The organism is Neptuniibacter caesariensis (assembly GCF_000153345.1).
Taxonomy (GTDB): domain Bacteria; phylum Pseudomonadota; class Gammaproteobacteria; order Pseudomonadales; family Balneatricaceae; genus Neptuniibacter; species Neptuniibacter caesariensis.
This window is the reverse complement of the sequence record NZ_CH724126.1, coordinates 776,622-791,258: the sequence shown is the minus strand read 5'-3', so window position 1 is coordinate 791,258 and position 14,637 is coordinate 776,622. Positions and strand designations below refer to the sequence as shown.

The 14,637-nt window shown below is 46.5% G+C and carries 12 protein-coding genes and 4 tRNA genes; 1 reads left to right on the top strand and 15 read right to left on the bottom strand.

The features are described 5' to 3' along the window. Positions 1–50: 50 nt before the first annotated feature. The 12 genes from MED92_RS13390 to MED92_RS13335 all read right to left on the bottom strand — a co-directional run bounded on the left by MED92_RS13390 (position 51) and on the right by MED92_RS13335 (position 8,994). Positions 51–293, bottom strand: a complete 243-nt coding sequence (locus MED92_RS13390) for an OadG family protein (protein ID WP_007022093.1) — start codon at positions 291–293, stop codon at positions 51–53. A 229-nt stretch (positions 294–522) separates the two neighbouring features. Beyond that, positions 523–1,986, bottom strand: coding sequence for a tRNA uracil 4-sulfurtransferase ThiI (thiI, locus tag MED92_RS13385; RefSeq protein WP_007022092.1), 1,464 nt, complete (start codon positions 1,984–1,986; stop codon positions 523–525). 70 nt (positions 1,987–2,056) lie between these two features. After that, a tRNA-Arg gene (locus tag MED92_RS13380) sits at positions 2,057–2,133 on the bottom strand. Between the two features lie 24 nt (positions 2,134–2,157). Then, positions 2,158–2,234, bottom strand: a tRNA-Arg gene (locus MED92_RS13375). A 25-nt stretch (positions 2,235–2,259) separates the two neighbouring features. After that, positions 2,260–2,336, bottom strand: a tRNA-Arg gene (locus MED92_RS13370). 9 nt (positions 2,337–2,345) lie between these two features. Then, a tRNA-Ser gene (locus MED92_RS13365) sits at positions 2,346–2,435 on the bottom strand. A 60-nt stretch (positions 2,436–2,495) separates the two neighbouring features. Further along, positions 2,496–2,684 carry a carbon storage regulator CsrA gene (gene csrA / locus MED92_RS13360; protein ID WP_007022091.1) on the bottom strand — a complete coding sequence of 63 codons (189 nt, stop codon included), beginning with the start codon at positions 2,682–2,684 and terminating at the stop codon, positions 2,496–2,498. A 142-nt stretch (positions 2,685–2,826) separates the two neighbouring features. Next, positions 2,827–4,062, bottom strand: coding sequence for an aspartate kinase (locus MED92_RS13355; RefSeq protein WP_007022090.1), 1,236 nt, complete (start codon positions 4,060–4,062; stop codon positions 2,827–2,829). Between the two features lie 18 nt (positions 4,063–4,080). Continuing rightward, positions 4,081–6,636, bottom strand: coding sequence for an alanine--tRNA ligase (gene alaS / locus MED92_RS13350; protein WP_040662696.1), 2,556 nt, complete (start codon positions 6,634–6,636; stop codon positions 4,081–4,083). Positions 6,637–6,824: 188 nt separating this feature from the next. Further along, the gene (locus MED92_RS13345) at positions 6,825–7,295 is read right to left on the bottom strand and encodes a regulatory protein RecX (protein WP_007022088.1); all 471 of its coding nucleotides are present in this window, start codon (positions 7,293–7,295) and stop codon (positions 6,825–6,827) included. 78 nt (positions 7,296–7,373) lie between these two features. Then, positions 7,374–8,414, bottom strand: a complete 1,041-nt coding sequence (gene recA / locus MED92_RS13340) for a recombinase RecA (protein ID WP_007022087.1) — start codon at positions 8,412–8,414, stop codon at positions 7,374–7,376. 91 nt (positions 8,415–8,505) lie between these two features. Then, complete coding sequence (locus MED92_RS13335) at positions 8,506–8,994, bottom strand: CinA family protein (RefSeq protein ID WP_007022086.1); 489 nt, start codon at positions 8,992–8,994, stop codon at positions 8,506–8,508. 102 nt (positions 8,995–9,096) lie between these two features. Between MED92_RS13335 and mutS the strand changes: the two genes are divergently transcribed. Further along, positions 9,097–11,661 carry a DNA mismatch repair protein MutS gene (mutS, locus tag MED92_RS13330; RefSeq protein ID WP_007022085.1) on the top strand — a complete coding sequence of 855 codons (2,565 nt, stop codon included), beginning with the start codon at positions 9,097–9,099 and terminating at the stop codon, positions 11,659–11,661. Positions 11,662–11,709: 48 nt separating this feature from the next. On the opposite strand, the gene rpoS is transcribed toward mutS, so the two are convergent. The 3 genes from rpoS to MED92_RS13315 form a co-directional block, all read right to left on the bottom strand. Continuing rightward, positions 11,710–12,729 carry an RNA polymerase sigma factor RpoS gene (gene rpoS, locus MED92_RS13325; RefSeq protein WP_007022084.1) on the bottom strand — a complete coding sequence of 340 codons (1,020 nt, stop codon included), beginning with the start codon at positions 12,727–12,729 and terminating at the stop codon, positions 11,710–11,712. 64 nt (positions 12,730–12,793) lie between these two features. Then, on the bottom strand, positions 12,794–13,690 hold the full coding sequence (locus MED92_RS13320; protein WP_007022083.1) for a peptidoglycan DD-metalloendopeptidase family protein: 897 nt from the start codon (positions 13,688–13,690) through the stop codon (positions 12,794–12,796). A 3-nt stretch (positions 13,691–13,693) separates the two neighbouring features. Further along, a complete protein-coding gene (locus tag MED92_RS13315; RefSeq protein WP_007022082.1) occupies positions 13,694–14,635 on the bottom strand; it encodes a polyprenyl-phosphate transporter in 942 nt (313 codons plus the stop codon). Positions 14,636–14,637: the final 2 nt, after the last annotated feature.

Genomic DNA, 14,637 nt, shown 5'->3' with positions numbered 1-14,637 from the left:
TGGCCTTCTGTCGATTAATGCAGATTATTCGTTATTAATCCGTTCTTATGTTACGAACGGTGTTTGTGAACAGCAGCTGTCATAACAGCAATCAATTCATCATTGTTATTCGCAGCCGCCGCAGCTGCAGGTGCAGCTTTCTTTGCTTTCGGCTGTGCTGGTGCTTCTGGAAAAAACTTGCCTACTACTTTGGACATTCCTGTTGTAGCGAATACCAACAAAGTAAGAAAGACAGCTACGAAGCCCATACCGAAGATCATGAGGTTTAGACCTTCTGATAACAGATTATCCATCTACTGGGTGCTCCTGTACTTATCGAAACCCATACGCTAAAGGACGGCTTTTGGCCTATCTACGACTATCGCAGAATTCCATTCAGCGGATGTTCTGGTTGCAAATGGACCACAATTAAACCTGAAAAGTCTATCTCAGGCAATAAATAGAGGGGAATTTTCGGTCGAATGGAGGATATGGATCAAAAATTGCTTACAACCTTTGATCCATCAGTCATATAAAGGAGTATTAGTTAGCACTTCCAGGGCGATATACTTTAACGTTTGTAAAGCCGCGCTCCTGCAGTTGATGGGCATGCATCTGACTCATCACACCCTTCTCACAATAAAGCAGATACTCTTTCTCTTCAGAAAATTCATCTACCTTGGAGCCTAAAGCAAAGAACGGAATTAGCTGAATCTCGCAACCAGGGATATTCAAAGGCTTCTTCTCCTGCTCATGAGGCGCCCTGATATCCACAACCACCTGATTTTCATCAACTTTGGTTAGCGCTTCCACTTCTGCGTGGATATTTACATCTTCTTCAATTTCATCAATACTGATCACCTGACGGCGCTCAAGAGCGCGCTCGAGAACATCAAAGTCAAAGTCTGACTCCTCCTCTTCAACACGGTCTTTTTTCGCGCTGGTCGTCGGACGATCGGAGATCACACCACAGTATTCGGGCATATTCTTAGCAAAGTCATATGCGCCGATTTCTCGCGTGATATCAATAATATCCTGTTTATCCATGGTCACCAGCGGACGCACAACCAACTTCTCAGTTGCAGCATCGATAATCGCCAGATTTGGCAAAGTCTGGCTAGATACCTGCGCAATGCTCTCACCGGTCACCAGTGCATCTATCCCCATGCGGTCTGACACTTTCTCTCCGGCACGCATCATCATACGCTTAAGCACCACACCCATGTGCGAATGGTGCACAGACTGCAAAATCTCACCCACCACTTCATCAAAAGGGATCGTGATAAATTTCACACGTGCGGATGAGCCATACTTCTGCCACAGATAGAGCGCTACTTGTTTCACACCAATCTCATGAGCATGACCACCCAGATTAAAGAACAGGAAATGGGTTTTGCAGCCACGTCGCATTGACATATAGCTTGCAACGATAGAATCAAATCCGCCCGAGATAAGGGACAGAGTCGCTTCCTGGGTACCTAACGGGAAACCACCTAAGCCTTTGTAGATATTGGTAACGACATACAAACTTTCGTTACGAATTTCCAAATCAACATATACATCAGGTTTATGCACATTCACACCGGCCGTATCTGCATTCTGATTCAGACCGCCACCAACATATCGCTCTACTTCGATAGATTTAAAGTCGTGCTTACCTGAACGCTTAACCCGCACCTTAAAAGTTTTGCCCTTTAACTGCTCAGCATAGATAGCGAAAGCCTTTTCATAAATGTCATGAAAATCACCCAAAGGGTATTCAGTCACTTCGATAAAACTATGGATACCCGGGGTCCGAGAAAGCAGGTCAACAACCTGCTCAGTAACATTCTCGGCACTGCCCGCATACTCGACATCAAGCTTATCCCACTGCCCTTTTACCTTAATACCTTCATCGATACGACGAAGCATATTTTGCAAATTACTTTGCAGGCGCTGAATCAGGCGTTTGCGAACAGGACGACTTTTGATAGTAATTTCGGGAAACAGACGGATGGAGAACTTCATAGTCTAGCGCTCAAACGGAAAAGAATTTGGGTTTATTATAAAGCGAGGAAGCATTCTGATACAGAGCAGATGGCGCGCCCGAGAGGATTCGAACCTCTGACCGCCTGGTTCGTAGCCAGGTACTCTATCCAGCTGAGCTACGGGCGCATATCTGATATTTTTCTTTGGAAGTGGCGCGCCCGAGAGGATTCGAACCTCTGACCGCCTGGTTCGTAGCCAGGTACTCTATCCAGCTGAGCTACGGGCGCATTCCAAAAAAAACCGTTGTTTGAGTGGCGCGCCCGAGAGGATTCGAACCTCTGACCGCCTGGTTCGTAGCCAGGTACTCTATCCAGCTGAGCTACGGGCGCACATCAAAATGGCGGTGAGCGAGGGATTCGAACCCTCGATAGGGGTAAACCTATACGCCCTTAGCAGGGGCGCGCCTTCAGCCACTCGGCCAGCTCACCAACAACGAGCGCGTACTATACAGAACTGATTTTAAAAAGGAAAGGTAGTTTTGAAAAAAATTATTCCTTATTTCCTTCTTCCGCTTTTTCGCGTTGGATGCGCTGGTAAATCTCTTCACGATGGACAGATACATCTTTAGGTGCATTCACACCAATACGTACCTGATTACCTTTTACACCTAATACAGTGACAGTAACTTCGTCACCAACCATCAGAGTTTCACCAACCCGGCGAGTAAGAATTAACATTGTAGGATCTCCTTTGTACTTCCTAGGCAAGCCCGGAACAGATCCGGGATCTACATACTGGCATTCATCCAAATCCCTGCCAGAACGCTGCCTCTAACAACAGCTGTCTTTACTATAGACCAGCTTTTAAAAAATAGTTCGATTATTCACTGACAGTATCGTCTGCATCCAGCTCAAATGCGGAGTGCAACGCACGAACAGCAAGTTCCAGATATTTCTCAGCAATTACGACAGAAACCTTAATTTCTGAGGTCGAGATCATCTGGATATTAATATTTTCTGCAGCAAGCGCATCAAACATTTTACTCGCCACACCCGCATGGGAACGCATGCCCACACCAACAATAGACACTTTAGCAATCTTGTTATCGCCAGCTACCTCGCGAGCACCCAGCTCTTCAGCAACCTTCTGCAACACCTTCTCAGCTGCATCATAATCGTTACGATGTACGGTAAAGGTAAAGTCGGTCGTGTTGTCTGCTGCAACATTCTGGACGATCACATCGACTTCGATGTTCTCGCGGCTAATCGACCCCAAAATTCTGGAAGCGACTCCAGGAACATCAGGAACACCAACCACGGTCAATTTCGCTTCATCTCGGTTAAACGCTATACCTGAGATTACTGGTTTCTCCATTGTCGAATCATCCTCTGTGGTGATCAACGTGCCTGGTCCATCCTCAAAACTGGATAGAACCCTCAGCGGCACTTTATATTTACCGGCAAATTCAACCGCACGGATCTGTAATACTTTAGAGCCAAGGCTTGCCATTTCGAGCATTTCTTCGAAAGTAATCTGCTCTAATCTCTGCGCCCCTTCAACGACCCGAGGATCAGTTGTATATACGCCATCAACGTCGGTATAGATCTGGCATTCATCGGCTTTAAGGGCCGCAGCTAATGCCACCCCTGTCGTATCGGAGCCACCACGACCAAGCGTAGTAATGTTCCCCTGATCATCAACGCCCTGAAATCCAGCTACAACAACAACGCGACCTGCCTCAAGATCCGACTGCATTGAACTGACTTCAATATCCTGAATTCGCGCTTTCATATGCGCTGTATCCGTAAGGATCTTAACCTGACTCCCAGTATAAGAACGTGCCGATATGCCACGCTTATCTAACGCCATCGAAAGCAGGGCAATAGTCACTTGTTCCCCAGTAGAAACAAGCACATCCATCTCCCGAGGATTAGGTGCGCTCTGGATATCTTTGGCCAGGCCAATCAGACGGTTTGTTTCACCACTCATTGCTGAAACAACAACAACGATGTCATGACCTTCCGCCTTAAAGCCGGCTACTTTATCAGCAACCGCTTCTATACGATCAACCGTTCCAACTGAAGTACCACCGTACTTCTGAACATAAAGTGCCATTTTGTTTCCTAGTCGGAATTAAACTGCTGCTTCAACCAGGCCAGCAACCGAATCCAGCGCACCCTCAAGGGCCTGAAGATCGGTGCCGCCACCTTGTGCAAAGTCAGGACGACCACCGCCCTTACCACCTAGCTTAGCGGTAAGCTCTTTAATCAGGTCACCTGCACGTACTTTGCTGGTCAGCTCTTTAGTCACACCCGCAGCTAAAGCGATCTTTCCATCCGACTCTGTTGCCAAAACAACGACACCTGAGCCCAGCTTATTCTTTAACTGATCGATTGTGTCACGAAGGGCTTTTGGTTCTACGCCTTCTAGTTTAGCTGCCAGAACTTTAACACCCTTCACATCCACAGCATTACTAACCAGGTCTGCACCTTTTGCAGCAGCCAGCTTAGCCTTCATCTGCTCAAGTTCTTTCTCTAGCTGGCGAGTCTTAGCCTGCTGCTCTTGCAGTTTCGCTTCAAACTGACCTTTCTGATCGGCAAAGTAATCCAGTGCTACAGCACCTGTAACAGCCTCAACACGACGAATGCCTGCAGCTACACCACCTTCCGATGTGATTTTCAGAAGACCGATATCACCCGTGCGCTTGGCATGGGTACCACCACAAAGCTCAACCGAGAAATCACCACCCATTGTCAGCACACGAACAACGTCATCGTACTTTTCACCGAACAGGGCTGCTGCTCCTTTGGCTTTAGCCGCTTCGATCTCCATGATTTCAGTAACCACTTCACTGTTATCACGAATCTGCTGATTAACCAATGCTTCAACTTCTGCAATCTGCTCTGGAGTAACTGCTTCAAAGTGAGAGAAGTCAAAACGTAAACGCTGATCGTCATTTAGAGAGCCTTTCTGCTGAACATGCTCACCTAGTACTACACGCAACGCCTCATGCAACAGATGGGTAGCTGAGTGGTTCAGAGCAATCGCTTTACGCCGAACAGCATCAACTTGAGGTGCAACCTTATCGCCAACACTCAAACTTCCTTGCTCCACGCTACCGTGATGCAGGTTGTTTTTGCCTTCCTTAGTACAGTTAGTGACTGCAAATACGGAAGCTGAGGCATTTAATGCACCAGTATCACCAACCTGACCACCAGATTCTGCGTAGAAAGGTGTTTCATCTAGTACGACCAGACCTGTTTCACCTGTCTGTAGCGTGTCTACGGCCTCACCCTCTTTGAAAAGCGCCACGACAGTGGAAGCATCACTTTCCAATAACTCGTAACCGGTAAAGCTGGTTTCACCTTCAAGCTTGATTGCATCGTTATAGTCGACGCTAAATTTTCCAGCCGCACGCGCGCGCTCACGCTGCGCTTCCATCTCACGCTCAAAACCTTCTTCATCGATCGTCAGCTCGTGCTCACGGGCAACATCAGCAGTCAGATCATGAGGGAAGCCATAGGTGTCGTAGAGTTTGAAAACTGTCTCACCTGGGATAACCGTGCCATCTAAGCCTTCGATTGCTTCGTGCAGCAGACGCATACCATGGTCCAGAGTTTTAGCGAACTGTTCTTCCTCTTTCAGAAGAACACGCTCAACCTGTGACTGTTTCTCAGCCAGTTCCGGATAGGCTTCACCCATCTCTTTAACTAACGCTTCGACTAACTGATTAAAGAAAGGCCCCTTCGCACCCAATTTATTTCCGTGTCGAACAGCACGACGAATAATACGACGCAATACATAGCCAGCACCTTCATTAGAAGGCAAAACACCGTCAACAATAAGGAATGAACATGAACGAATATGGTCGGCAATTACACGGAGAGATTTGTTATCCATATCTGTCGTACCTACCGCAGCAGCAGTAGCTTTCAACAGATTCTGGAACATATCAATTTCATAATTAGAATGTACATTCTGCATAACTGCAGCTATACGTTCCAAGCCCATGCCGGTATCAACGGAAGGCTTAGGTAGCGGTGTCATTTCGCCATCGGCGCTACGGTTGTACTGCATGAATACAACGTTCCAGATCTCGATATAACGATCGCCATCTTCTTCAGGGCTTCCTGGAGGTCCGCCCCATACATCAGCACCATGGTCAAAGAAGATCTCAGTACAAGGACCACAAGGCCCCGTATCACCCATTGACCAGAAATTATCTTCGTCCAGCTTAGAGAAACGCTCTGGATCCACACCAATTTCTTCTTTCCAGATACGTTCTGCTTCATCATCAGAATGGTGTACTGTCACCCAAAGACGCTCTTTAGGCAGCCCCAGAGTTTCTGTCAGGAATGTCCAGGCAAAATTAATTGCATCCTGCTTAAAGTAATCACCAAAACTGAAGTTACCCAGCATCTCAAAAAATGTGTGGTGACGTGCTGTATAACCTACATTCTCAAGGTCATTGTGCTTACCACCGGCACGTACACAACGCTGAGAGCTTGTGGCTCGAGTGTAGTTACGCTTATCCGTTCCAAGGAAAACATCCTTGAATTGCACCATACCCGCGTTGGTAAACATCAGCGTTGGGTCATTGGCAGGAATCAGCGAGCTACTCGCTACTATTTCGTGGCCCTGCTGTTTAAAAAACTCTAAAAAAGCCTGGCGAATCTCAGCACTTGTCATGTATTTCATTGATATGAACCGTATGCGTATCCATTCTGGTAAAACAGCAAACCGGCCTCAACACCGATCTGCCATATAAAATCACCGCAAAATTGGGCGCAACATTATATATCGTGTTCGAAAATTGTTCGAATATTTTTGAACAACATGACAAATAAGCGTTTTTTCACTGCAGATTCTTAAGATTTCTAGCCTAACTCGCCCTCAGGGTGATCTATCGCATACTTAATCTCATCCATGGAATACCCACGCTGAGCCATGTAACGCATCCGCTTAGACTTTTCCTTATAGTCTTGCTTATCCAGCGGCTTGGAATATTTCCGTTGATACAACTCGCGTGCTTGTTCATACCAATCAACCTCGAGTTCATCGAGCACTTCTCTAAGGAGATCACCCTCGATTCCCTTTTTCGATAGATCAAACCTGATTCTGATTAAGCCATGCCCCTGGCCTACCCGCATTCGAATAAAGCTTTCCACAAACCGCAGATCCGACTGATAGCCGTCTTCTTGCAGTCGCTGTAGGACAGATTCCACCTGTTCCTCCGAACCAATTCTCTTTAGCTTGGTTTCCAGCTCTGCTTGTGCATACTCACGACGGGACAACAGGTCGATTGCTTTATGCAGCAGATCTTTTTCAGTGACTTCCTGTTCTTTCATAAGCTCGTCTCAATATTCTCCAGATACAAAAAAGCCTTCGATATCTCTATCGAAGGCTCTTGTCTTAAAACCTAGCTATTAGATCAGATCCAGGTTTTCTGACTCATCTTCTTCAGCAGGCTTATCCAGTGGGTTAGATAGCAAACGACTGCGTAGTTCCGTTTCTATCTCGTTAGCGATCTGCGGGTTCTCTTCCAGGAATTTAGAGGCATTGGCCTTACCCTGACCAATCTTATCGCCATTATAGGCGTACCAAGCACCTGACTTATCCACAAGTCCTTCTTTAACACCCAGGTCGATCACTTCGCCCATGTGATAGATACCCTGACCATACATGATCTGGAACTCAGCCTGCCTGAATGGCGGTGACACCTTATTCTTAACAACCTTTACTCGCGTCTCGTTACCAACCACTTCATCGCCTTGTTTGATTGCACCCGTACGGCGAATATCCAGACGAACAGAAGAGTAGAATTTCAGTGCATTACCACCCGTTGTTGTTTCAGGGTTGCCAAACATAACCCCGATTTTCATACGAATCTGGTTGATAAAGACAAGCAAACAGTTAGAGCTTTTAACATTACCGGTTAACTTACGTAGCGCCTGAGACATCAAACGAGCCTGGAGACCTACGTGTGAATCACCCATATCGCCTTCAATCTCAGCTTTTGGCGTTAGCGCTGCTACCGAGTCAACAATGATCACATCAACAGCATTGGAACGAACCAGCATATCGGTAATTTCTAGCGCCTGCTCACCCGTATCAGGCTGTGATACCAGCAAGCTATCCACATCAACGCCAAGCTTTTCAGCATAAATCGGATCTAGAGCATGCTCCGCATCAACAAAGGCACATGTCTTACCCTGTTTCTGGGCTTCAGCAACAACCTGAAGGGTCAGCGTGGTTTTACCAGAAGATTCAGGCCCATAGATCTCAACGATACGACCATAGGGAAGACCACCTATACCCAGAGCAATATCCAGCCCAAGAGAACCCGTGGAAACTGATGGAATCGCTTCACGTGGCTGATCACCCATACGCATGACTGCGCCTTTACCAAACTGACGTTCAATCTGACTCAACGCCGCATCAAGTGCTTTTTTACGATTCGCGTCCATCTTCAACCCTGTACCATTTAATTAAGTTGCACTGGAAAAAATACTGTATGTATGGACAGTATTATTTCATAAGTTTTCCCGATTGCAACCCTCAAGCCAATAACTTCCTTAAAATTCCTTCAAGTGCATAGTTAACCGCTTGTTTTCGAACGGATTCACGATCGCCCTTAAATACAACTTTTTCCGCTGTAGCTCCCACTTCTTCGCCTGCCCATGCAATCCACACAGTACCGACTGGTTTTTCAGACGTGCCGCCCCCCGGGCCAGCAATCCCACTTGTTACAACGCTATAATTTGCATCACTATTTCTCAGAGCACCTTCAGCCATCTCCAGTACTGTTTGCTCTGACACAGCCCCATGCTCTTCAAGCGTTGAACTCTTCACACCTAACAAACGCTTTTTAGACTGGTTACTGTATGTAACAAAACCACTATCGAACCACTCTGAACTTCCTGGTAACGCTGTGATTTCCTGAGCAATCCAACCTCCGGTACAAGATTCAGCAGTCGCTATTTTGTGGTTTTTATTAATCAATCGATCTGCAATCTCTGTAAGGCTATTAACACCTGTATTTTCCATTCAGACCTCAGCTATGTAACTCATTATTTTTACCGTACAATGCCTGATCTCAACCCTGTAATACAGCAGTTTCATTCAACTTCAGCTCAAGTATTGATACCTATGTCAAAACAAAACGCCTCTGGTCACACACCTATGATGCAGCAGTATTTGCGAATCAAGGCCCAACACCCTGATCAACTTGTCTTTTATCGCATGGGTGACTTTTATGAGCTGTTTTATGATGACGCAAAAAAAGCCGCCGAGCTGTTAGATATTTCGTTGACCGCTCGAGGAAAGTCTGCCGGTGAACCGATTCCAATGGCTGGCATCCCCTACCATGCAGCTGAAGGCTATGTGGGTAAAATTGTCAGAGCGGGTGAATCGGTTGTTATTTGTGAGCAAGTCGGAGATCCAGCCACCAGCAAAGGACCTGTCGAGCGCGCTGTCGCACGTATCATTACCCCTGGAACGGTAAGCGACGAAGCCTTGCTCGATGAGAACAGAGACAACCTGCTAGTCGCCCTAAACCAAGTTGGCGATGAGTACGGGTTTGCTATTGTTGATATAGCCTCAGGGCGTTTCAGCCTGATGCAAGTCGATAATCAGGACACGTTAATCAGCGAACTGGAAAGACTACGCCCCTCCGAAACGCTATTCAATGAAGAATCGCCTCTGGCTACTCTTTTAGAGAAACGTAAAGGATTAAGGCCACAGGCACCATGGCACTTTGAATCTGACACAGCAAATGAGTTATTACGCCAGCAATTTAAAGTTAAAGACCTGAGTGGATTTGGCTGTGATCACCTGCCGGTTGCTATCACCGCTGCCGGCTGCTTACTTCAGTATGCGAAAGACACCCAGAGAACAGCACTACCGCATATACGTCGAATTCAGATCGAGCAGCACAATGATTGCGTCGCGCTTGACGCAGCCACACGCAAGAACCTTGAAATAGATCAAAACCTGTCAGGTGGTTTTGATAACACCCTGGCTAAAGTAATCGACAAGTGCCGTACCCCGATGGGAAGCAGATTACTACGCCGTTGGTTACACCGCCCAATTCAGGACAGAGCTACACTTCTAGCCCGACAAGCTTCAATTCAGTGGTTGCAAAACAACTACAAGTTTGAAGAGATACAGAAGCCGTTAAAAAATATTGGTGATATTGAACGTATCCTGGCTCGAATTGCCCTGCGCTCAGCTCGCCCGCGCGATCTTGAGCGTTTGAAAAGCGCTCTAGCCTCTCTGCCTGAATTACAAAGCCAGCTTAAAACAACTGATGCTCCGCTTATCTCAGAACTGGCAATACAGATTTCTCAGTTCCCTGAACTATCCGATCTGTTATTAAAAGCCATTATTGATAACCCACCTGTCGTCATTCGTGATGGTGGAGTCATCGCCGAAGGGTTTGACGAAGAGCTGGATGAGCTCAGAGGTATTAGCGAAAACGCCGGCGCATATCTTATTGAACTTGAGACACGCGAAAGAGAAAGAACCGGCATCGCTACCCTTAAGGTAGGCTATAACCGTGTTCACGGTTACTTCATAGAGATTGGTAAAGCACAAAATGCAGAGTTACCCGCGGAATACATTCGACGCCAAACCCTTAAGAATGCTGAACGATACATCACACCAGAGCTAAAAGAATTTGAGGACAAAGCGCTTTCTGCCAAAAGCCGGGCACTGGCACGTGAAAAAGCACTCTATGAACAACTTCTGGAAACCCTCGCTGCAGAGCTTTCTCCTCTTCAGGATTCATCTGCTGCGATTGCTGAGCTCGATGTCTTAAACAACCTTGCTGAACGCGCCTCTACTCTGGATTATGTGCCACCCACTCTCACAGAGGAGCCGCAGATTAAAATTCAACGCGGTCGCCATCCTGTCGTTGAGACAGTACTTGACGACCCGTTTGTCGCTAATGATCTGGACCTTGATAATGAACGCAAGATGCTGATTATCACCGGCCCAAACATGGGTGGTAAATCCACCTATATGCGCCAGGCTGCTCTCATAACCCTGCTTGCTCATATTGGCAGCTATGTTCCTGCATCGGCAGCAACTATCGGCATTGTGGATAAAATTTTTACCCGGATGGGGTCATCTGACGACCTGGCAGGTGGGCGTTCGACCTTCATGGTGGAAATGACTGAAACCGCCAACATCATGCATAATGCGACGGCGCGAAGCCTGGTATTGATGGATGAAGTGGGTCGCGGAACCAGTACATTTGATGGTTTATCCTTAGCCTGGGCCTGCGCAGAGAACTTAGCAAGAGAAACCAACGCTTTCACCCTGTTCGCAACGCACTACTTTGAACTGACTAGCCTTCCTGACCAAGCGGCAAATGTGTTCAATGTACATTTGACTGCAGTTGAACATAACGACCACATCGTTTTTCTGCATGAAGTGAAAGATGGTCCCGCCAGCCAAAGCTATGGATTACAGGTCGCTCAGTTAGCAGGTGTTCCTCTGAACGTCATTGAACAAGCAAAAGCCAAGCTAAACCAGTTGGAGCAGGATGTCGCTGTTGGGGCACAAATGATAGCTCCACCTCCGCCAGTACAAAACGACATGTTTGCAGCGCCAGAACATAAAGCGATCAAGGAACTAAAAAAGATCTCACCCGATGATCTTAGCCCGAAACAGGCTCTCGAACACCTATATGCGCTAAAGGATTTACTATAATTAAAAAAACCGCCGAAAGGCGGTTTCTTTTATTTAACTGGAAGATCACTACTGCTGAAAAAGATCTTCTCCACTTAGGCCATTTTTCTCAACTATATCTCTTAGTTTGCGTAAGGCTTCAACCTGGATCTGTCTGACACGTTCACGTGTCAGTCCTATCTCTTTACCCACTTCTTCAAGGGTACTCATCTCATAGCCGCGAAGACCAAAGCGCCTTGAAAGCACTTCGGCGTGCTTCTCGGGTAAGGCATCCAGCCAGCGATCAAGATTACCACTGATATTGGAATTCTGTAGCAACGTCGCGGGATCTGAGGAAACCGTATCTGGAATGGTATCAAGCAATGACTTGTCAGAGTCTTTGCCCATCGGCGTATCGACTGAACTAACTCGCTCATTTAGACCTAACATCCGTTCAACATTTTCAACCGGTTTATCAACCAGTTCAGCGATCTCTTCGGGTGAAGGCTCATGATCAAGTTTCTGCGCCAACTCACGGGCCGCTCTCAAATAAACGTTGAGTTCTTTAACAACATGTATTGGCAGGCGGATTGTTCGAGTCTGGTTCATGATCGCCCGTTCAATAGTCTGACGAATCCACCAGGTCGCATAAGTAGAAAAGCGGAATCCCCTTTCAGGGTCGAACTTTTCAACCGCACGTATCAGGCCCAGGTTACCTTCTTCAATAAGATCAAGAAGGGTAAGGCCGCGGTTGATATAGCGACGGGCTATCTTAACCACCAGACGCAAGTTACTTTCAATCATCCGTTTTCTGGCAGCTTCATCACCTTTGAGGGCTAAGCGCGAGAAATAAACCTCTTCCTCTGCACTGAGAAGCGGCGAAAAGCCAATTTCATTTAGATAGAGTTGAGTCGCATCGAGGTTTTTAGCATTCAACAGGTCCTTGTGCGCCATGCTTCCGCGCCCACGCCCGCTGTTGAGAAATTCAGGCTGCTTTCCTTTTTTGCCAGATTCAGCCTCTTCTTCCTCTAGCTGCTCCTCTTTAAGCTCATCGTTTTCCAGAGATACATCCTGCATATCCGTATTGCAGTCATTGTCGATATTTTCCATTACCCGTTCCCTTAACCTATCAATACACTGACCATCTTATTTAATTATTATTATGTTTTTATAATTATCTTTTCGGCAGATATCTTAAAGGGTTAACCGGTTTTCCATCTCGGCGTATTTCAAAGTGAAGCATAACCCTATCTGCACCGCTGCTTCCCATCTCAGCAATTTTCTGGCCTACCTCAACCATATCATTTTCTTTCACTAAAACACGACTATTATGTGCATAAGCGCTTAGAAACTGCTGATTATGGTCAATTATTACCAGATTTCCATAACCCAAAAGCCCGCTACCCGCGTATACAACACGCCCACGCCCCGCGGCTTTCACTGAACTTCCTTTGGATCCTGCGATGTTAATACCTTTATTAACCGTTCCGCGTGTTTTAAACGTAGCAATCACTTTCCCTGACGCGGGCCACTTCCATTTTAAAGGCCCATTGATTGGTTTTACGCTTTTCTGCACTTTTGGAGCAGGTTTTGCCTGTGGCGTTTGAGCTTTAGCCACTTTAGCCTGATCTTTGCTTTTACCTTGACTGCTCTTAACCGCAGCTGAAGGCTTTTTTGTCTGAACGGGCTTAGACTGACTGACGATAGTCGACTTTGAAGATGGATTGTTTTGTTGTTTGGAAGAAACAATCAATGGCTTAGGAGCCTGAATGGAGGAATCCCGGACAATCGATCCTTGGGGTTTTGGTTTAGTGAAATTGAGACTAAGGGTTTGGCCTGGGTAAATACTGTAGCGTTGATCAATATTGTTCTTTCTTGCCAGCTCACGGTAATCAAGGCCGTACCGAAAAGCGATTGAGTAGAGGGTATCACCTTTTTTTACACGATACTCGTTGGGCTTCGCCTGCTGAGAGAGACCAAGGGAACGCTCAGATACCGGCGCACGTGTAGATCCACCACACGCTGCCAGAATGAATATTAACGAGAATAAAAGCGCGCCCCTAAACCACACCTTCTATACCCCTGACCTACGCCCCATTCTTTCTATCAAGAATACCAGTGCAGCTCCAATCAACATTAACACCGCTGCATAGATGACAAAGGAAGGCTGACCAGTCATCGTCTCAAATGTGAATGGTGATATATTCTCTTGAACCAGAGGCACTTGTTCACCATGACGATTAATCGTGTACGCCGTCGTATATTTCCAAGGCCATACTTTATTCAAAGACCCTAGCAAAAACCCGCCAAGCAATGCCAATGTTGTGACCTTGAAAGAGCTGAACATCCAACTTAGCACTCGGGAAAAGCTTAATAACCCCACAGCACAACCCGCAGCAAAAATAGCTAATGTAAATAGCTCTAGGTTTTTTATCGCGCCTAAAATTGGGGTATACATCCCTAAAAGCAACAAAATAAAGCTTCCAGAAATACCCGGCAATATCATCGCGCATATTGCCACCATCCCTGATAAAAAGATGAATAACGGCGTAGCTTCAATTGACGTTGGGGATAGAGAAGTCACCAGATACGCAAAAATCGTTCCAATAATAAAAGCGGTGAAGCTATTAGAACCCCAGCGCTCAATATGCCTGCAAACAGACCAAACCGACGCAAGAATTAAACCAAAGAAGAAGGACCAAAGTAATTCTGGATATTCGGCTAACCAATAAAGAACCACATGCGATATGGTCAGCAAGCTGAGTAGTATTCCGCCCACAAGTGTCAGCAGAAAAGAGCCGTTAACAAATTTCCAGGCTTCCACAGGCCCCTCTTTAAAGAAGATCATCAATGCCTTGGGACCAAATTGCTTTAATGAATGAATAAGCTCTTCATAGATTCCTGTCATAAAGGCTATCGTGCCCCCAGAAACCCCGGGAACCGCATCAGCAGCCCCCATCATCATCCCTTTGACAGATAGCACGAAATAATCGCGCAAACTACGTCCCGACTGCATTT